16 protein-coding genes and 1 pseudogene are annotated in these 17,795 nt (G+C 72.1%); 10 read left to right on the forward strand and 7 right to left on the reverse strand.

The features are described from left to right. Positions 1–115: 115 nt before the first annotated feature. The 4 genes from efeO to ACFWPS_RS06445 are packed head-to-tail and all read left to right on the forward strand — an operon-like array spanning position 116 to position 4,377. On the forward strand, positions 116–1,249 hold the full coding sequence (gene efeO, locus ACFWPS_RS06430; RefSeq protein WP_383701676.1) for an iron uptake system protein EfeO: 1,134 nt from the start codon (positions 116–118) through the stop codon (positions 1,247–1,249). Positions 1,250–1,259: 10 nt separating this feature from the next. After that, positions 1,260–2,531 (forward strand): iron uptake transporter deferrochelatase/peroxidase subunit, encoded by a 1,272-nt coding sequence (gene efeB / locus ACFWPS_RS06435; RefSeq protein WP_383701678.1) that lies wholly within the window; start codon positions 1,260–1,262, stop codon positions 2,529–2,531. Positions 2,532–2,534: 3 nt separating this feature from the next. After that, positions 2,535–3,428 carry an iron uptake transporter permease EfeU gene (gene efeU, locus ACFWPS_RS06440; RefSeq protein ID WP_383701680.1) on the forward strand — a complete coding sequence of 298 codons (894 nt, stop codon included), beginning with the start codon at positions 2,535–2,537 and terminating at the stop codon, positions 3,426–3,428. Between the two features lie 13 nt (positions 3,429–3,441). After that, entirely contained in the window at positions 3,442–4,377 is a 936-nt protein-coding gene (locus ACFWPS_RS06445; protein WP_383701682.1) for a hypothetical protein, read from the forward strand. Between the two features lie 145 nt (positions 4,378–4,522). On the opposite strand, the gene ACFWPS_RS06450 is transcribed toward ACFWPS_RS06445, so the two are convergent. The 4 genes from ACFWPS_RS06450 to ACFWPS_RS06465 all read right to left on the reverse strand — a co-directional run bounded on the left by ACFWPS_RS06450 (position 4,523) and on the right by ACFWPS_RS06465 (position 8,898). Continuing rightward, on the reverse strand, positions 4,523–5,266 hold the full coding sequence (locus tag ACFWPS_RS06450; RefSeq protein ID WP_383701684.1) for a bifunctional DNA primase/polymerase: 744 nt from the start codon (positions 5,264–5,266) through the stop codon (positions 4,523–4,525). 160 nt (positions 5,267–5,426) lie between these two features. Then, positions 5,427–6,434, reverse strand: coding sequence for a small ribosomal subunit Rsm22 family protein (locus ACFWPS_RS06455; protein WP_383701686.1), 1,008 nt, complete (start codon positions 6,432–6,434; stop codon positions 5,427–5,429). Continuing rightward, a complete protein-coding gene (locus ACFWPS_RS06460) occupies positions 6,431–7,624 on the reverse strand; it encodes a serine hydrolase domain-containing protein (RefSeq protein WP_383701688.1) in 1,194 nt (397 codons plus the stop codon). Before ACFWPS_RS06460 ends, ACFWPS_RS06455 begins: the two co-directional genes overlap by 4 nt. Next, the gene (locus ACFWPS_RS06465; protein WP_383701690.1) at positions 7,564–8,898 is read right to left on the reverse strand and encodes a multidrug effflux MFS transporter; all 1,335 of its coding nucleotides are present in this window, start codon (positions 8,896–8,898) and stop codon (positions 7,564–7,566) included. Before ACFWPS_RS06465 ends, ACFWPS_RS06460 begins: the two co-directional genes overlap by 61 nt. Positions 8,899–9,137: 239 nt before the next feature. Here ACFWPS_RS06465 and ACFWPS_RS06470 point away from each other — a divergent pair, with 239 nt between their 5' ends. Beyond that, on the forward strand, positions 9,138–10,136 hold the full coding sequence (locus ACFWPS_RS06470) for a Gfo/Idh/MocA family protein (protein WP_383701692.1): 999 nt from the start codon (positions 9,138–9,140) through the stop codon (positions 10,134–10,136). 185 nt (positions 10,137–10,321) lie between these two features. Next, positions 10,322–11,080, forward strand: coding sequence for an SDR family oxidoreductase (locus tag ACFWPS_RS06475; protein ID WP_383701694.1), 759 nt, complete (start codon positions 10,322–10,324; stop codon positions 11,078–11,080). Between the two features lie 247 nt (positions 11,081–11,327). Here ACFWPS_RS06475 and ACFWPS_RS06480 read toward each other — a convergent pair whose 3' ends face one another. Then, on the reverse strand, positions 11,328–12,539 hold the full coding sequence (locus ACFWPS_RS06480) for a D-alanyl-D-alanine carboxypeptidase family protein (RefSeq protein ID WP_383701696.1): 1,212 nt from the start codon (positions 12,537–12,539) through the stop codon (positions 11,328–11,330). A 200-nt stretch (positions 12,540–12,739) separates the two neighbouring features. On the opposite strand from ACFWPS_RS06480, the gene ACFWPS_RS06485 reads away from it, so the two are divergent. Together ACFWPS_RS06485 and ACFWPS_RS06490 are read left to right on the forward strand one after the other, a co-directional pair. After that, a complete protein-coding gene (locus ACFWPS_RS06485) occupies positions 12,740–14,194 on the forward strand; it encodes an ABC transporter permease (RefSeq protein WP_383701699.1) in 1,455 nt (484 codons plus the stop codon). A gap of 95 nt (positions 14,195–14,289) precedes the next feature. Continuing rightward, positions 14,290–14,976: pseudogene (locus ACFWPS_RS06490) on the forward strand (ABC transporter ATP-binding protein); the annotation flags it as partial. 169 nt (positions 14,977–15,145) lie between these two features. Here ACFWPS_RS06490 and ACFWPS_RS06495 read toward each other — a convergent pair. Then, a complete protein-coding gene (locus tag ACFWPS_RS06495) occupies positions 15,146–16,132 on the reverse strand; it encodes an aldo/keto reductase (RefSeq protein ID WP_383701702.1) in 987 nt (328 codons plus the stop codon). 66 nt (positions 16,133–16,198) lie between these two features. Then, positions 16,199–16,525: a nuclear transport factor 2 family protein gene (locus tag ACFWPS_RS06500; protein WP_383701704.1), complete on the reverse strand. Its 327-nt coding sequence runs from the start codon at positions 16,523–16,525 to the stop codon at positions 16,199–16,201. Between the two features lie 124 nt (positions 16,526–16,649). Here ACFWPS_RS06500 and ACFWPS_RS06505 point away from each other — a divergent pair, with 124 nt between their 5' ends. Both ACFWPS_RS06505 and ACFWPS_RS06510 read left to right on the forward strand, forming a co-directional pair. Beyond that, positions 16,650–17,195: a DoxX family protein gene (locus ACFWPS_RS06505; protein WP_383701872.1), complete on the forward strand. Its 546-nt coding sequence runs from the start codon at positions 16,650–16,652 to the stop codon at positions 17,193–17,195. Positions 17,196–17,224: 29 nt separating this feature from the next. Then, positions 17,225–17,677 carry a MazG-like family protein gene (locus ACFWPS_RS06510; protein ID WP_383701706.1) on the forward strand — a complete coding sequence of 151 codons (453 nt, stop codon included), beginning with the start codon at positions 17,225–17,227 and terminating at the stop codon, positions 17,675–17,677. Positions 17,678–17,795 lie beyond the last annotated feature (118 nt).

Consider the following 17,795-nt stretch of genomic DNA (forward strand, 5'->3'; position numbering starts at 1 on the left):
AGCCGTGTCTGTGATCTTTCTGTGCCTGGTGAATCACCACCCGGACGGGTATGAGTGAGGTAAGCCTCAGGTAAGTTAGGCCAGCCTCACCACACCATCCCCGCTTGGAGCCTGCATGCGTGCCGTCCGACTCACCGTCACCGCCGCCGCCACCGTGGCCGCCTTGACCGCCCTCTCGGCCTGCACGGCGAAGAGCGACGCCAAGGGCGACGACGCGATCCAGGTCACCGCCGCCGACTCGAAGTGCGAGACGTCCACCAAGTCCGTTCCGGCGGGGCACGTCACGCTCGCCATCGAGAACACGGGCTCCAAGGCCACCGAGGTCGAGATCCTCTTCCCGGACGACCGGATCGTGTCGGAGAAGGAGAACATCGGCCCGGGGACGAAGTACACGCTGACCGCCGAGGTGAAGGCGGGATCGTACGAAATAGCCTGCCGGCCCGGGATGAAGGGGCACGGCGTACGGCAGAAGCTGACCGTCACCGGCGGTACGGTCGCCAAGCGCGACCCGAAGCTGGACGCGGCCGTCGCCGCCTACCGCGAGTACGCGCAGGAGCAGGCCGACGCGACGATCCCGAAGGTGGAGACGTTCGTCAACGCCGTCAAGGCCGGCGACATCGACGCCGCCAAGGACGCCTACGCCCCCTCCCGGGTCGGCTGGGAGACCACCGAGCCGATCGCCGAGTCGTTCGGGGACATCGACCCCAAGACCGACACCCGCGTCAACGACCTGGAGAAGGGCCAGAAGTGGACCGGCTGGCACGCGCTGGAGAAGGCGCTGTGGGTGGACAAGAAGGCCGGTGCCGAGCAGCAGGCCCTCGCCGATGAGCTGCTCACCGATCTGAAGGACTGGCAGAAGCGGGTCGGCAAGGCCGAGATCACCCCGACCTCCATGGCCAACGGCGCCAAGGAACTCCTCGACGAGGTCGCCACCGGCAAGGTCACCGGCGAGGAGGACCGCTACTCGCACACCGACCTGAGCGACTTCAAGGCCAACGTCGACGGCGCGCAGAAGGCCTACGAGCTGCTCAAGCCGGTCGCCCAGAAGAACGACGCGGCCCTCACCACCGAACTCGACAAGCAGTTCGCCGCGCTGGACGCGCTCCTCGACAAGTACCGCACGGACAAGACCTCCGACGGCTTCGTCTCGTACGACACGGTCACCGAGGCGCAGCGCAAGGAGCTGTCGGACGCGGTCAACGCCCTCGCGGAGCCGCTGTCCAAGCTCGCCGCGGCCGTGGTCAAGTAGGGGGCGGGACATGGGTGAGAACACCAATCCCTCGCGTCGGGCACTGATCGGCTGGGGCGGGGCCGGGCTCGCGCTCGGGGCCGCCGTGGCCGGGGGCGCGGCGGCGATGGCCGAGGCCGGCGACGACGTCGCCCCGGTCGCCGCCGACACCGGAGCCGCCGTCCCGTTCCACGGCGCCCACCAGGCCGGGATCGCCACGCCCGTCCAGGACCGGCTGCACTTCGCCGCGTTCGACGTGAAGACCGACGACCGGGCCGAGCTCGTGCAGCTGCTGAAGGACTGGACGGCCGCGGCCCGGCGGATGACCGCGGGCAAGGCCGTCGGCGAGGGCGCGTACGGCGGGCTCGCCGAGGCACCGCCGGACGACACCGGTGAGGCCCTCGGGCTCAAGCCGTCCCGGCTGACGCTGACGATCGGCTTCGGGCCGGCCCTCTTCGAGAAGTTCGGGCTCGGCGGGCAGCGGCCGGCCGCGCTCGTCGATCTGCCCGGGTTCCCCGGCGACAACCTCGACCCGGCCCGCACCGGCGGTGACCTCTGCATCCAGGCCTGCGCCGACGATCCGCAGGTCGCCGTGCACGCCATCCGCAACCTCGCCCGGATCGGCTTCGGCAAGGTCGCCATCCGGTGGTCCCAGCTCGGCTTCGGGAAGACCTCGTCGACGACCCCGGACGCGCAGACGCCCCGCAATCTCATGGGGTTCAAGGACGGCACCCGCAACATCGCGGGGACCGAGACCGACCGCCTGAAGAAGTTCGTCTGGGCCGGGGACGGGGACGGGCCGGGGTGGATGAGCGGCGGGTCGTACCTCGTCGCGCGGCGGATCCGGATGAACATCGAGACCTGGGACCGGACTTCGCTCCAGGAGCAGGAGGACGTCTTCGGGCGGGACAAGGGCGAGGGCGCCCCGGTCGGCAAGGCCAAGGAGCACGACGCGCCGTTCCTGAAGGCCATGAAGCCCGATGCCCATGTGCGGCTCGCGCACCCGGACTCCAACGGCGGGATCACCATCCTGCGCCGGGGGTATTCGTTCACCGACGGGACGGACGGGCTCGGGCGGCTCGACGCCGGGCTGTTCTTCCTGGCCTACATGCGTGACGTCCGCAAGGGGTTCATCCCGCTCCAGCGCAGGCTGTCGGCGTCCGACGCGCTCAACGAGTACATCCAGCACGTGGGTTCGGCGGTCTTCGCGGTCCCGCCCGGCGTCCGGGACAAGGACGACTGGTGGGGCCGGACGCTGTTCTCCGAGTCGTCCGAGTCGTCCGAGTCCTCCAAGGGGGCGTGATCCGTGTTCTCCAACTACCTGATCGGGCTGCGGGAAGGCCTTGAGGCATCGCTCGTCGTCTGCATCCTCATCGCCTATCTGGTCAAGACCGGGCGCACGGACGCCCTGAAGCCGATCTGGATCGGCATCGCGGTGGCGGTGCTGATCGCCATGGGCTTCGGGTGCGCGCTCGAATTCGGTTCGCAGGAACTGACGTTCCAGGCGCAGGAGGCGCTCGGCGGGTCGCTGTCGATCGTCGCGGTGGGCCTGGTGACGTGGATGGTGTTCTGGATGCGGCGCACCGCCCGGCATCTGAAGGCGGAGCTGCACGGCAAGCTGGACGCGGCCCTCGCGATGGGCACGGGCGCGCTGGTCGCCACGGCCTTCCTGGCCGTGGGCAGGGAGGGCCTTGAGACCGCGCTGTTCGTGTGGGCTTCCGTGCACGCGGCCAGCGACGGCACCCCGCGCCCCCTGGTCGGCGTGGCGCTCGGCCTGGCCAGCGCCGTGTTCCTCGGCTGGCTGTTCTACCGGGGTGCCCTGCGGATCAACCTCGCGAAGTTCTTCACCTGGACCGGCGGCATGCTGGTCGTGGTCGCGGCGGGCGTGCTGGCCTACGGCTTCCACGACCTCCAGGAGGCCGACTGGATCCCGGGCCTGACCAACCAGGCCTTCGACATCAGCGGCACCATCCCGCCGGACAGCTGGTACGGGACCCTGCTGAAGGGCGTCTTCAACTTCCAGCCGGACCCGACCGTGCTCCAGGTCACGGTGTGGCTGCTGTACCTGGTCCCGACGCTCGCCCTCTTCTTCGCCCCGATAGGGTTCGGCTCCGGGAAGGGGAAGGTGAAGGCACCTGATGACGCACCTGACGACCAGGGATCGCGGTCCGCTACGGCGCCGCAGGCTCCGCAGGCGTGATCGGAACGCGCTCATGGCGGTCTCACTGACCGCCCTGTCGCTGACGGCGAGCGGCTGCGTGGTGGTGCACGGGGAGCGCGAGGTGCTCCCCGCCACCACCCGCGCCGAGGCCGCCAAGGCGCTCAAGCAGTTCACGAACGCCTACAACAAGGCCGACAAGGCCTACGACGGTTCCCTGGACGCGGACTACACGACCGGCGCCCTCGCCGACATCGACTCCGCGCGCCTGAAGGCCGGGCACGTCAACAGCCCGGGCGGCAACTCCGGCCACTCGCCACTGGAGTTCGACGACGTCACGTACACCATCCCGAAGAAGGCCGGCTGGCCGCGCTGGTTCGTCGCGGACGCGCACGGCAACAAGGGCGGCGACGAACGCTGGCTGCTGGTCTTCACCCGCAACAGCCTCTCCGAGCCGTTCCAGGTGGCGTATCTGACGCTGGTCGCGCCGGACGCCGTACCGAAGTTCACCACCGACAAGGACGGCTGGGCCGAGGCCGTCCCGGCGAACAGCGCCCAACTCGCCGTCTCCCCGGGCGACCTGAGCCAGGACTACGCCACGTACCTGAAGAGCGGCGGCACCGTCTTCGCGGACGGCGCGCACACCAGCGGCTGGCGCACGGACCGCGAGAAGTCCACCAAGCCGGGCCTCGCCACCCAGTACATCGACGAGCCGCTGACCAACGGCGACTTCGCGCCGCTCGCGCTGCGGACCGCCGACGGCGGGGCGATGGTGTTCTTCACCACCCGCTACTACGCCAAGCAGACCGCGGCCGCCGGCGCCTCCGTGCCGACACCGAACCAGGACGTCACGGCGCTCACCAAGGGTGAGATCAAGCAGTCGCTGACGATGCAGTTCGTCTCCAACCAGGTCGCGCTGGACCCGGCGGGCACCGGGAAGGTCTCGATCCTCGGACGCATCCAGGGCCTGACCTCGGCACAGGGTTCCTGAACAGCGCCCTCCTGAACAGCGCCCCGAAGGGGCGCGGGGCCGTATCCGACATGCGGCTACCGCCGCGTGGGCGCGACCAGCCCCCACGCCGCCGCAGACATCCGACGACCCGGCACAACCCGACCCGGCGCTTCCAGCGGAGCGCTCAGCGCCGGAGCGGCCAGGCGGCGCCCACCTGGTCGGCCTCTTCGCCCGCGTACCGGGCGCACGCGTCGGTGAGGATCTCCAGCAGGCTCAGCGGGTCGGGGAGCGCGTGCTCGGGGCCGCGTACCCAGTGCACCCGGCGGTCGTCGTCGCCGGGCAGCCGGGCGGGCGGTACCAGGACATAGGAGCCCCGGCAGTGCCAGCGCAGGCCCGGGTGCTCGTCCATGGTCTCGGGGTGGCAGTCCAGCTCGCAGGGCCACCACTCGTCCTCGTCCTCGGGGGTGCCGCGGGTGAGGGTGAAGAAGAGCAGGCGGCCGTCGTCGCTCTCGGCGACGGGACCGACCTCGACGCCGTTCGCGAGCAGTCGTTCCAGTGCCTGCCGGCCGGCCTCCAGGGGCACGTCCAGGACGTCGTGGGTCATGCCGGTCGCGGTGATGAAGTTGGCCTGCGGCTGGTGCCTGGCCCAGCGCTCGATCTGGGCGCGGTCGGTGGTGGACTGCGTCTGCCACGCGAACGACACCGGGTGCCGGGCCGGGGTGGGGCAGCCGACGCGGTCGCAGGAGCAGCCGTAGCCGGGCGCGGGATGCGCGGCGGGGGCCAGCGGGAGGCCCCTCGCGGCGGCGGCGAGCAACAGGTCCGCACGGCCTGCGTCGCCGGCGGCGGCCGCCTCCTTCGGGCGGCGCCCGCGGAGCCACCGGGAGAGTCTGCTCTGCCGGCCGCTCGGGCCGCCGAAGGTCGCGCTCATCTATCGCCTCGCCTCGCTGTGGTCCGGCCAGGATGCCTTATGGGGCCAACTGGGGGCGAAGGGGGGTACGAGGGGCGAGAGTGTCTCACAAGGGTGAGAGGGCATTACGAAGGTTAGATGTGCCCCGAAAGCGATAGGAGGTTGCGAGCGTTAGAGGGGTTCACTCCTGGGTGCCGAACGGCGGCCAGGCATCTCCCCAGTCCGCGTCCCGGGCCGCCTTGTACAGGTCGCCGTGGCGTTTGGTGACCGTCGTGCGGCGGAGTTGTTCGTCGGTCTCGCACAGGTCGAGCAGGACCTGGCCCTTGCGGATCTGGGGGCGGCGGACCACCCGTGCCGGTGCCGGGGCGGGCGGGAAGCGGGTGGCGGCCACATAGCTGAACTTCTCGTCCTCGTAGGGCAGTGATCCGCCCTTGACCTGGCGGTGCAGGGAGGAGCGGCTGACCCGGGCCGAGAAGTGGCACCAGTCCGTGCCGGGGACGATCGGACAGGCGGCGCTGTGCGGGCAGGGCGCGGCGATGTGGAAGCCGGCGGCGATCAGGCGGTCCCGGGCCTCGATGATCCGGGCGTAGCCGGCGGGCGTGCCGGCCTCGACGAGGACGACGGCCTGCGCGGCGGCCGCGGCGGCCGCGACGAGGGCGGCACGGCCGGTCTCGTCGAGCTCGTTGAGGACGTACGACACCGTGACGAGATCAGTGCTCTCGATGGTGAGCGCCGCTCCGATCCGAGAGCGCTGCCATGACGCCTCCCGCAGGGCCGGGTTCGCCGCGGCGATCTCCCGGCCGAGGGCCAGCGCCGGCTCGGCCCAGTCGAGGACCGTCACCGGCCGCGCGCCCGCCCAGGTGTCGGCCACCGCCCAGGTCGCCGCGCCCGTCCCGCCGCCGACGTCCACATGGCTCCCCGGCGCCCATCCCTCCGGCACCGCGTCGGCGAACGCCGCCAGCGCGGACCGTACCGCCTCGAAGGTCGCCGGCATCCGGTACGCCGCGTACGCCACCACGTCCGCCCGGTCCCGCAGGATCGGCGCGTCGGTCGGGGTGGCCCCGCGGTAGTTGGCGATCAGCCGCTCGACGGCTCCGGCGGCCTGCTTCGGGGGCAGACCGTCGAGGAGGTCGGAGAGGGCGGCGCGGAGCCGGTCGGCCGGCGGGGTGGGGTGGGTGGGGTGACTCACCCGGCGATTGTATGGACAGCCCGGGCAAGGCGGGTCGCCACGGCGGCCCGGGGCGCGCTGTCGCCGGGGCGGCGGCGCGGATGCACCGTGTTGGCCAGCAGCACCAGGAACGTGTCCGTCGCCCGGTCCAGCACCAGGCTCGTCCCGGTGAAGCCGGTGTGGCCCGCCGCGCCGTGTCCCGCCAGTTCGCCCATGAACCACGGCTGGTCCACCAGGAAGCCCAGGCCGGGCGGGGCCAGCAGCAGGTCCACGAAGTCGGGGCCGAGGATACGTGCGGGGCCGTACGCGCCGCCCGAGAGCAGCGCGCGGCAGAAGATCGCCAGGTCCCGGGCGGTGGAGAAGAGGCCGGCGTGCCCGGCCACCCCGCCCAGCGCCCAGGCGTTCTCGTCGTGCACGACGCCCCGCAGCATCCCCCGGTCGGCCTTGGCCCACGGCCGCCGCTGGTCCTCGGTGGCCGCCGCCCCGGGGCAGGGGCCGAAGTCGGTGGCGGTCATGCCCAGCGGACGGGTGATGCCGTCGCGGACCAGGACGTCGAGGGGGCGGCCGGTGATCCGTTCCAGGACGTGCTGGAGGAGGAGCAGGTTGAGGTCCGAGTAGCGGTAGGCGCCGGGTGCGCTGCTCGGGCCCTCCGCGCGCAGCAGGTCGAGACGGGCCGCGTCGTCGGGGCAGTCGTACAGCGGGAGTTCGGGGCGCAGGCCCGAGGTGTGGGTGAGGAGCTGGCGGACGGTGATGCCGTGCGCGGCGGCCCCGTGGAAGTCGGGGAGGTAGGCGCCGACGCGGGCGTCGATGCCGAGGGTGCCGCGCTCCAGCTGCTGTACGGCGGCGACCGCGGTGAACAGCTTGGTGAGGGAGGCGAGGTCGAAGGGGGTGCCGACGGTCGCCGGGACCCGGGCGGCGGGCAGGAGTTCGACACCGGCGTCGGTCGCGGGGTCGTACGCGGAACAGCGCACGGCCCAGCCGACCGCCTCCTGTACGGCGATCACGGGTCCGCGTCCGGCGACCACGACGGCCCCGGCCGCCCAGGGCCGCTCGCCGATGGTGAGGCCGCGCACCTCGCGGACGAGGTGTCTGAGTTCCGCGGGGTCGAGACCGGCCCGTTCCGGTGTGTCGACGCGCAGTCTCGGTACGCTCAGCTCTCCGCTCCCTCCGCCCTCGCACGGGTGTTCCCACGTGCTGCCCAGGGACGGCACATTCCCACGAAGCAGGCCAGCGCCACCAGTGCCCCCGCCAGTTGGACGATCGCCATGGGCACGGCGGTTCTCTCCCCGGCGATCCCGACCAGCGGCGAGGCGACCGCGCCGACGAGGAACGAGGAGGTCCCGAGCAGCGCGGACGCGGACCCGGCGGCGTGCCGGGTGCGCAGCAGGGCGAGCGACTGGGCGTTGGGGAGGGTGAGGCCCATCGCGGACATCAGCACGAAGAGGGCGGCGGCGACCGGGGCGAGCCCGACCGGGCCGAAGACCCCGGCCGACATCAGGAGCAGGGCGGTCGCGGCGAGCACGGTCACGACCAGGCCCGCGCCCAGCACCTTGTCCAGGCTGACCCGGCCGACCAGCACCTTCCCGTTGACCTGCCCGACGATCACCAGGCCGACCGAGTTGAGGCCGAAGAGGAGGGAGAAGGTCTGCGGGGACGCGCCGTAGATCTCCTGGATCACGAACGGCGAGGCGCTGATGTACGCGAACAGCGCGGCGAAGGCGAAGCCGCCGGCGAGCATGTAGCCGGTGAAGGGGAGGTCGGCGAGGAGGGTGCGCATGGCGCGGACGGCGGTGGCCGCTCCCCCGGCGTGCCGGCCGGCCGGCGGCAGGGTCTCCGGGAGCCGCACCCAGACCAGCGCGGCGAGCAGCGCTCCGACGACCGTGAGGACGACGAAGACGCCCCGCCAGTCCGTCACCCGCAGGATCTGCCCGCCGATCAGCGGGGCGACGACCGGGGCGACCCCGGAGACCAGCATCAGGGTGGAGAAGAAGCGGGCCATGGCGACCCCGTCGTAGAGGTCGCGTACGACGGCTCGCGCGATGACGATGCCGGCCGCGCCCGCGAGTCCCTGGGCGAGGCGGAAGGCGACCAGGGTCTCGACGTCCGGCGCGACGGCGCACAGGGCGGTGGCGACGACGTAGACGGCGAGACCGGTCAGCAGCGGGCGGCGGCGGCCCCAGCGGTCGCTCATCGGGCCGACGACGAGCTGGCCGAGGGCCATGCCGGCGAGGCAGGCGGTGAGGGTGAGCTGGACGGTCGCGGCGGGGGCGCCGAGGGAGCGGGTGACCTCCGGCAGGGAGGGGAGGTACATGTCCATGGCCAGCGGGGGCGTCGCGGTGAGCCCGCCGAGGAGCAGGACCAGCAGGAAGCCGGTACGGCGGGCGGCGGGGACGGCGTAGGCGGCCGAGGCGGCGGGGCGGTGCGGTGCGGCGGGTACGGCGGTGTCCTGGGCGTCCGGTGTCGGCGGCGCCGGCTGCTCGGGCATGTGTCCCCCGTCTTCGTAAGGTCTCTTCGTCTCGCGGACTTCGCGGACTTCGCGGGCCTCGCGGTTCTCGTCGGTCCCGCGGTTTTCGTCGGCCGCTTCGTCGGCCTTCGTCGGTCCGCGTCGGGCGCTTCGTCGGTCCCGCGGCCGGGTCCGCTCTTGATGGATCCCGACGGCCCCCGCATATGCTCTCAGCTCGTACAGACTGCCGGGAAACACACGAGTGAGGGTGGGCGGCCGGGATGGGTGAGCAGAGCGTGCGGTGGGGGATCCTGGCGACGGGCGGGATCGCGGCCGCGTTCGCGGCGGACCTGGTCGATCTGCCCGATGCGGAGATCGTGGCGGTGGCCTCGCGGACCCCGGAGTCGGCGGCGGGCTTCGCCGAGCGGTTCGGGATCGGGCGGGCGTACGGCGACTGGGAGTCGCTGGCCCGGGACGAGGACGTCGACATCGTGTACGTCGCCACTCCGCACTCGGCGCACCGGGCGGCCGCCGGGCTGTGCCTGGAGGCCGGGCGCAACGTGCTGTGCGAGAAGGCGTTCACGGTCAACGGCCGTGAGGCCGGGGAACTCGTCGCGCTGGCGAAGGAGCACGACCGCTTCCTGATGGAGGCGATGTGGATGTACTGCAACCCGCTGGTGCGGCGGCTGAAGTCGCTGCTCTCGGACGGGGCGATCGGCGAGGTCCGGACGGTGCAGGCGGACTTCGGCCTGGAGGGCCCGTTCCCGCCGGCGCACCGGCTGCGGGACCCGGCGCTGGCCGGGGGCGCACTGCTCGACCTGGGGGTGTACCCGGTGTCGTTCGCGCACCTGCTGCTCGGCGAGCCGGACGGGATGTCGGCGCGAGCGGTGCTCTCGGACGAGGGCGTCGATCTCCAGACGGGTGCACTGCTCTCCTGGGAGAGCGGCGCTCTCGCGTCGGTGCACTGCTCCATCGTCGGCGGCACCGGCACCACCGCCTCGGTCACCGGTTCGCGCGGCCGCATCGACGTCCCGGACGGCTTCTTCAACCCCGAACGCTTCGTGCTGCACCGCGACGGCCGCGACCCGGAGGAGTTCGCCCTGGCCCCGGCCGACGGACCGCGCAACACCCTGCGCCACGAGGCCCGGGAGGTCATGCGCGCACTGCGGGCCGGCGAGACCGAATCCCCCCTCGTACCGCTGAACGGCACCCTCGCGGTAATGCACACCCTGGACACCCTCCGCGAACAGATCGGCGTGCGTTACCCGGGCGAGCTGTAAGAGCGCCCCCCAAGTAAAAGCACCCCGAACTCTTCCAGCGCCCCGAAGTGAAAGCGCCCCGTCAGGGGCGCGGGGCTGTATCTGATATGCGGCTCCGCCGCGTGGGCGCGACCAGCCCCCACGGCGCCGCACCCGACCGACGACGCAACGCGGCCCTCCCAGCGGAGCGCCTACGCTGCGACCCCATGAACACCAAGCAACCAAAGATCGCCGTGGTCACCGGCGCCGGTTCCGGCATCGGGCGGGCCGTGGCCACGGAACTGCTGCGGGCCGGCTGGTCGGTGGCGCTGGCCGGCCGGCGCCCGGCGAGGCTGGAGGAGACGGCGGCGCTGGTGCCCGAGGGCGCCTCGATCGCCGTACGCACGGACGTGGCGCGGCCCGAGGACGTGGACGGGCTGTTCGCGGCGGCCGTGGACCGGTTCGGGCGGGTGGACCTGCTGTTCAACAACGCGGGGACGTTCGGGCCCGGCGGGGTGGCCGTGGAGGACCTGCCGTACGAGGCGTGGCGGCACGTCGTGGACACCAACCTCAACGGGGCGTTCCTGTGCGCGCAGGCGGCGTTCCGGCAGATGAAGGCGCAGGAGCCGCAGGGCGGGCGGATCATCAACAACGGGTCCATCTCGGCGCACACGCCCCGCCCGCGCTCCGTCGCCTACACCGCGACCAAACACGCGCTCACGGGACTGACCAAGTCCCTGTCCCTCGACGGGCGGCCGTACGGCATCGCGGTCGGGCAGATCGACATCGGCAACGCGGCGACGGACATGACGGCCGGAATGCAGACCGGCGCGCTGCAGGCGAACGGGGAGATCGCCCCGGAACCCGTGATGGACGTGGCCGACGTGGCGCGGACCGTGCGGCACATGGCCGGGCTGCCGTTGGCGGCGAACGTGCAGTTCGCGACGGTGCTGGCGACGGCGATGCCGTACGTGGGCCGGGGCTGACCCGCCGTTCAGTCGGACAATCCACAACCTGCACAAGCGGAATTCAGACGTCCGCAGTATTGCGGCCGGTAACGGGCCTATGCTCGACTTTCCTCCACCAGAACTTCACAGTTGGGGCTCTGGCATTCCGCAGACCGTCGACCACACCGAGGGGGGAGGCGGCAGCCGTTCCACCGGACCGGGGTGGGGGTGGACCCGCGCGGGACCGCGGGTACGCACCGGTGGGTGGAGCGGCTGCCGCGTGACGTCAACCCGCCGGGGTGTCACCCGAGTCGGGGGCAGCCGCGGCACCGGCCGCCCGCCGCCGTCGGCGCAGCGCCCACGCCCCCGCGCCCGCGCCCAGCAGCGCGAGCGTCGTCGCCCCGCCCTCCGCGATCCGCCACGGCGACGGTCCCGAAGACCCAGAACCGGCGGCCGCCCCGGTCCCGGCCGCCCCCGCGGCCCCCTTGCCCTTCGACGGCGACGCACTCGCGCTCGCCCCGCCCTCGCTGAGCGGATCGACCAGCGTGCCCACCGACTGCGCCGAACCCCCCTTCCCGAAGCCCCAGTCGAGCAGCGCGGCGGTCTGCTCGTACACGGCGTTGGTACCGGGGTCCGGGTGCATCACGGTGACCAGCAGGGTGCGGCCGCCCCGGGTGGCACCGCCCGTGAAGGTGTTGCCGGCGTGACTGGTGTAGCCGTTCTTCACACCGAACAGGCCCTTGTAGACATCGAGTCCCCAGGCTCCCGTGAGCAGGCGGTCGGTGTTCTGGATCTGGAAGGTCTTCTTGCCGCCGGCCGGGAAGTTCGCGGTCCGCGTGCCGCAGTAGCCGCGGAAGTCGTCGTCCTTCAGCCCGTGCCGGGCGAAGAGGGTGAGGTCGTAGGCCGACGAGAGCTGGCCCGGGTGGTCGAAGCCGTCGGGGCTGACCACATGGGTGTCGAGGGCCTGCAGGTCGGCCGCCTTGGCCTGCATCTCGGCGACGGTCTTCGCGATCCCGCCGTTCATGTGGGAGAGCACGTGCACGGCGTCGTTGCCGGAGCGCAGGAAGACGCCCTGCCACAGCTGCTCGACGGTGTAGGTGAGGCCGGGCTTGATGCCGACCAGGCTGGAGCCGGCCGGGACGTCGGAGATGTCGGAGTCCTTCACCTTGTAGCGCCCGGTCCGCTCGAACTTCTTCAGCACGGTGTCGGCGAACAGCATCTTCAGGGTGGAGGCGGGCGCCAGCCGCCGGTGCGCGTGGTACGAGGCGAGCACCTCGCCACTGTCACAGTCGGCGAGCAGCCAGGCGCGGGCGGTGATCTTCTTCGGCAGGCCGGTGGCACCGCGCACCTGTATGCCGCCGCGGGCCAGCCGCTCGCCGCCTATGACGGCGGCGGCCGAAGCCGTGGCGGCCGAGGCGGGAGCCGCCGCGGACAGGGGAAGAGCGGCGGCCGTCAGTCCGAGGGCGGCACGCCGGGTCAGCCGAGAGGAATCGCGCATCCCGGGACCGTACACCGCAGGCCACCGGGGCTACCTGGCAGTACCCCCTCGCCCGGCCAGGAATTTGCTGTCTTATGAAAGTTTGCTAAGACCTCGCCGTTTCTCAGCTCTGACACATGTTTTACCCAGTGTGGCTCAAAGGTTCCTCCCTAACTTGAGCTCGCGTCCACAGCGGGCGCCAAGAACCTTCGAGGAACGGGATGTTTGGCATCTATCTCAAGCGCGAGCTTGGCCGCAGAAAGAAGGCGGCCCTGGTCATCGCTCTGGGTCTGGCGCTCGGTATCGCGCTGGTCATCACGGTCAACTCGGTGTCGGCCGGCATGACTCAGGCGCAGGACAAGGTCCTCAAGTCGCTGTACGGCCTCGGGACCGACATGACGGTCACCAAGGCCCGTACGGCGCCGACCTCGGGCAGCTCCGGCGGCCCGAACTTCAAGTTCGACGCCAAGTCCAGCAGCAGCTCCACGCAGAGTTCGGACCGGGTGCAGACCCAGGGCGGTCAGGCCCTGAAGTCCTCCCTGGTCACCAAGGTCGCCGACCAGACGGGCGTGGAGAGCGCGGTCGGAGCGCTCTCCCTCAACGTCACCAAGGTCGACGGCTCCTTCACCCAGGGCAAGGCGAAGTCCTCCACCAGCGGCAGCAGCAGCGGCGGCCAGGGCCAGCCGGGCGGCGGCACCTCCACCGGTCAGCCGCAGGTCCAGGGCGGCGGCGCCAACTTCAACGTCAACAGCTACTCCGTGGCCGGCGTCGACGTGGCCCACCAGGGCCTCGGCCCCCTCTCCACCATGAAGGTCACCTCGGGCAAGACCTTCACCTCCGCGCAGACCAGCTCGAAGGTCGCGGTGGTCAGCAAGTCGTACGCCAAGGAGAAGAAGTACAAGGTCGGCTCGACCTTCAAGATCTCCAGCACCAAGTTCACCGTCATCGGCATCGCGACCCCGGACAGCAGCGAGTCCGACACCGACGTGTTCATCCCGCTGAAGGTCGCGCAGACCCTCGGCGACGCCAAGAACCAGGTCACCACGATCTACGTCAAGGCGACCGACTCCAAGCAGATCTCCACCGTGAAGAAGGAGATCACCGCCAACATCTCCGGTACGACGGTCACCACCTCCGCCGACCTGGCGTCCACCGTCTCCGGTTCCCTCTCCACCGCCTCCAGCCTGGCGACCAGCGTCGGCAAGTGGCTGTCCATCGCGGTGCTGGTCGCGGCCTTCCTGGTGGCGGCCCTGCTGACCTCGTCCGCGGTGTCCCGCCGGGTGCGTGAGTTCGGCACCCTGAAGGCGCTCGGCTGGCCCTCGCGCAACGTGACCCGGCAGGTCGTCGGCGAGTCCATGGTCAACGGCCTGATCGGCGGCGCCCTCGGCATCGCCCTCGGTGTCGGTGCGGCCTACGCGGTCACCGCGATCAGCCCGAAGCTCACCGCCCAGGTGGGCAGCACCGGTGGCGGCGCGGGCGGCGGCCCGGGCGGCGGCGGTCCCGGCCAGCAGGCCTCCCAGAACACCCTGGAGATCGCGCTCTCCGCGCCCGTCTCCCTGACCACCATCGCCCTTGCGGTCGGCCTCGCGGTAACCGGCGGTCTGATCGCCGGCGCGATGGGCGGCTGGCGCGCCTCCCGGATGCGCCCGGCCGACGCCCTGCGCAGCGTCGCGTAACCCCCTCGATCAAGGCCCCCTGAACCGGGGGTGCCGCTTCCACTCCCCCCGGGAGGCGGCGCCCCCACCCCCTTACTGCACCCAGTGGAGAACCCATGTACAGACTCACCGGAGTCACCAAGCGCTACACGCGGGGCAAGGAGACGGTCGAGGCACTGCGCGGCGTCGACCTGACCATCGAGGACGGCGACCAGCTCGTCATCCAGGGCCCGACCGGCGGCGGCAAGTCGACCCTGCTCCAGATGATCGGCGGCCTGGACCGCCCGACCGAGGGCAGCGTCGAACTGGACGGCGTCGACCTCGCCCGGATCAGCGAGACCAAGCTGACCCGGCTGCGCGCCGAGAAGATCGGCATCATCTTCCAGTCGTTCAACCTCATCCCGACGCTCACCGCCCAGGAGAACGTCGAGACGGCCCTCGTCCCGCTGGGCATCAAGCCGGCGGACCGCCGGGAGCGGGCGGCGGAGGCCCTGCGCTCGGTGGGTCTGGGCGAGCGCCTCACGCACGCCCCCTCCGAGCTGTCCGGCGGTCAGCAGCAGCGCGTCGCGATCGCCCGCGCGCTGGTGAAGAAGCCGAAGGTGCTGCTCGCCGACGAGCCGACCGGCAACCTCGACGAGGGCACCCGGGACGACATCATGGCCCTGCTCGAGGGCCTGTGGCACGAGTACGGGCTGACGTTCATCATGGTCACCCACGACTCCTCCATCGCCCGCCGCGCCCCGCGCCTGGCCACCATCAAGGCCGGCCAGATCACCCTCACCGAGCAGGGCGGCGGACAGCGGTACGCACAGCAGGCGGCGGCCGGTCAAGGCCAGCAGCAGGCGGCGGCGTACGGCGGTCCGCAGCAGGGTCACGGCCAGCAGCAGTACGTGCAGCAGCAGTACGGCGGCGGTCAGGGTTACTGACCGCGGTCAGGGCCATTGAACGCGGTCAGTGGGCGGCCGGGGCCGCTCACCGCCCGAGGAGCCGGTCGATCTCGGCCAGCTGCTCGGCGGTGAGCGGCCCCTTCGCGATCGCGCCGGCGTTCTGCTCGGCCTGGGCGACGGACCGGAAGCCGGGGATCGGGATCGTGCGCGGACTGCGGGCCCAGATCCAGGCGAGGGCGCCCTGGGCGAGGGTCCGTCCGTCGCTGGTGAGGACCTCGCGCAGGGCCTCTATCCGCTCGACCCACGCGGGGTCGGCGCCGTCGCCGTCCCCGAACCCGGGCAGCCAGGCCGGCGGCCTGCTGCGGATGTCGCCGTCGGCGGCACCTGCCCGCCGCCCGCCGAGCAACCCCATGGCGAGCGGGCTGCGGTTGATGCTGGCGAGCCCCGACTCCTCGGCCAGCGCGATGAGTTGCGGAGCGTCCTGAAGCACGTTGAGGGTGTGCTGCACGGCCGCGCAGTGCGGTCCTTCGGCGAAGACGGCGGCGCGGGCGGGGTCGTCGGTGCTCCAGCCGTAGGCCCGGATCAGCCCCTCGGTGACCAACTCCTCGCAGACGTCCCGGAGTTCGGCGGCGCGGGCCGGGTCGGCGTCGGAGAGGTGGAGCTGGTAGAGGTCCACGTGGTCGGTGCCGAGGCGGCGCAGGGAGGCGGTGAGGGCGCGGCGCACGTGGGCCGGGGAGTCGTCGCTGCCGGTGAGCGTACGACTCCCCTCGTCGAAGACGTTGCCCCACTTGGTGGCGACGACCACGTCGTCCCGCCGCTTGCCGAGGGCTCGGCCGAGGACGCGCTCGCTGTGGCCGGCGCCGTAGGTGTCGGCGGTGTCGAAGAACGTCACGCCGAGGTCGAGGGCGCGGTGGACCGCCTGTACGGACTCCTCGTCGTCGACCTTGCCCCAGCCGAGCGGCTGCCCGGTGGCGTCCTGCCATTCGCCTCCGATGGCCCAGCAGCCGAAGCCGAGCGCGCTGACGCGGATGCCGGAACGTCCCAGGGTCCTGGTGGTGCTGTCGGATTCCATGCCCGAGACGCTAGGAGTTGAAGCGCACACCAAGGCAAGGGAATTACCGGACCCGCCGCCCTCCCGCTACGCCTGTCCGGTCTCGAAGCGGGAGATGCGGCCGTCGTCCTCGATCGTGAAGTCCCAGCGGGTGACCATCTCGCCCCAGGTGTCGTTGCGGTAGTGGGCGAGCAGGGAGCGGCCGCCGTTGGACTCGTTGTCGACGTCGAGGTGACCGTTGGAGGAGAAGATCTCCCGGTCGATCCAGTCGTCGAGGTTCCGGTCGGAGCCGTCGTCCGCCATGGTCGCGTCGTCGGTGAGGAGCCTGCGGAAGCTGTCCCGGTCGCTGGCGTTGACGGCGGTGACGAAGGCCCGGACGGCGGGGTCGCTGAGCTTGGCAGTCTTGATCGTCATGTCAGTCAGCGTCACATCGGCACCGGGGGCCCGCCACCCGAACGGCGGCGAGGAGGGGCCGACCGGGTGTGCCGGGTGCGACGGTGGAGACCGTCGTGATCCGCTGTCGCCGATGGGAGCCCCCGTGACCTGCTACGACCGACGTGACGTGGGCCTGCTGCTGCTCCGGGTGGGGACCGGCGGGGTGCTGGCGGCGCATGGCGCGCAGAAGCTGTTCGGCTGGTTCGGCGGGGGCGGGATCGAGGGCACGGGCCGCTTCATGGAGTCGGTCGGGTACACACCCGGGAAGCAGAGCGCGCTGGCGGCGGGACTGGCGGAGGCGGGCGGCGGGACGCTGCTGGCGCTGGGCCTGGCGACCCCGGCGGCGGGGGCCGCGGCGGCCGGGGCGATGGCCGGCGCGACCGCCCTGCACAGGCCGAACGGCTTCTTCGCCCAGGAGGGCGGGTACGAGTATGCGGCAACCCTGGGCCTGGCCGCCTCGGGCCTGGCCGTCGCGGGCCCCGGTCGGCTGTCCCTGGACCACGCGTTCGGGCATGTCTTCGACCGGGGCTGGATGGTCCCGGCGGCGCTGGGCGTGACGGCGACGGTGACGGCGGTGGTGATCGGCGCACGGAACCGGCGGGTGCGGCGGGCCGAGGAGGGGAAGCAGGAGGCGCTGTTCGAGGATTAGCGGCCGGGCGGGGTGGCAGGCTTCCCGCCATGACGGAACAGCGGAGGACACCGCCTGCGGAGGCCACGGACGCGCCGAACCTGCGGAGGACACCGCCTGCCGAGGCCACGGACGCCCCGGACCTGTGGAGTTCCGTCGAGGACCTCTGGACCTGGCTGGAGGCCGGCCGGAAGCACGGCGGCGAGACCGGCCTCGTGCTGCGCGTGCTCAAGCTCACCGAGGAGGTCGGCGAGGTCGCCCAGGCGGTGATCGGGGCGACCGGCCAGAACCCCCGCAAGGGCGACAGCCACACCTGGGACGACGTACAGGGCGAGCTGTGCGACGTGGTGATCACGGCACTGGTGGCGCTGCGGACGCTGACGCCGGACCCGGCGGGGGTGTTCGGGCGGCATCTGGCGGGAGTGACGGAACGCTCCCTGGGGCCGGCCGCCACCGACCGGACGGCGGACCGCGAGGATCCGGACGGGAGCCGGCCCGGCTGAACCGGTCTGTGGCGCGGTGGGCGGTCCCGGTCCCGTCCCCGGCGGGCGGGAAGGACCGACCCGCCCTCCCCCTCCTCGCTGCCACCGCGCCTTCCGGCTACGAGGCACACCCCGAAGG

The sequence above is a fragment of the Streptomyces sp. NPDC058457 genome, from assembly GCF_042720695.1.
Taxonomy (GTDB): Bacteria; Actinomycetota; Actinomycetes; order Streptomycetales; family Streptomycetaceae; genus Streptomyces.

Bases quoted from the DNA above. Each gene is read 5' to 3' on its own strand.
- ACFWPS_RS06445 (WP_383701682.1), top strand. From the start codon at position 3,442: ATGGCGGTCTCACTGACCGCCCTGTCGCTGACGGCGAGCGGCTGCGTG.
- ACFWPS_RS06480 (WP_383701696.1), bottom strand. From the start codon at position 12,539: ATGCGCGATTCCTCTCGGCTGACCCGGCGTGCCGCCCTCGGACTGACG.
- ACFWPS_RS06475 (WP_383701694.1), top strand. From the start codon at position 10,322: ATGAACACCAAGCAACCAAAGATCGCCGTGGTCACCGGCGCCGGTTCC.
- ACFWPS_RS06485 (WP_383701699.1), top strand. From the start codon at position 12,740: ATGTTTGGCATCTATCTCAAGCGCGAGCTTGGCCGCAGAAAGAAGGCG.
- ACFWPS_RS06510 (WP_383701706.1), top strand. From the start codon at position 17,225: ATGACGGAACAGCGGAGGACACCGCCTGCGGAGGCCACGGACGCGCCG.
- ACFWPS_RS06495 (WP_383701702.1), bottom strand. From the start codon at position 16,132: ATGGAATCCGACAGCACCACCAGGACCCTGGGACGTTCCGGCATCCGC.
- ACFWPS_RS06500 (WP_383701704.1), bottom strand. From the start codon at position 16,525: ATGACGATCAAGACTGCCAAGCTCAGCGACCCCGCCGTCCGGGCCTTC.
- efeB (WP_383701678.1), top strand. From the start codon at position 1,260: ATGGGTGAGAACACCAATCCCTCGCGTCGGGCACTGATCGGCTGGGGC.
- ACFWPS_RS06465 (WP_383701690.1), bottom strand. From the start codon at position 8,898: ATGCCCGAGCAGCCGGCGCCGCCGACACCGGACGCCCAGGACACCGCC.
- ACFWPS_RS06470 (WP_383701692.1), top strand. From the start codon at position 9,138: ATGGGTGAGCAGAGCGTGCGGTGGGGGATCCTGGCGACGGGCGGGATC.
- efeO (WP_383701676.1), top strand. From the start codon at position 116: ATGCGTGCCGTCCGACTCACCGTCACCGCCGCCGCCACCGTGGCCGCC.
- ACFWPS_RS06450 (WP_383701684.1), bottom strand. From the start codon at position 5,266: ATGAGCGCGACCTTCGGCGGCCCGAGCGGCCGGCAGAGCAGACTCTCC.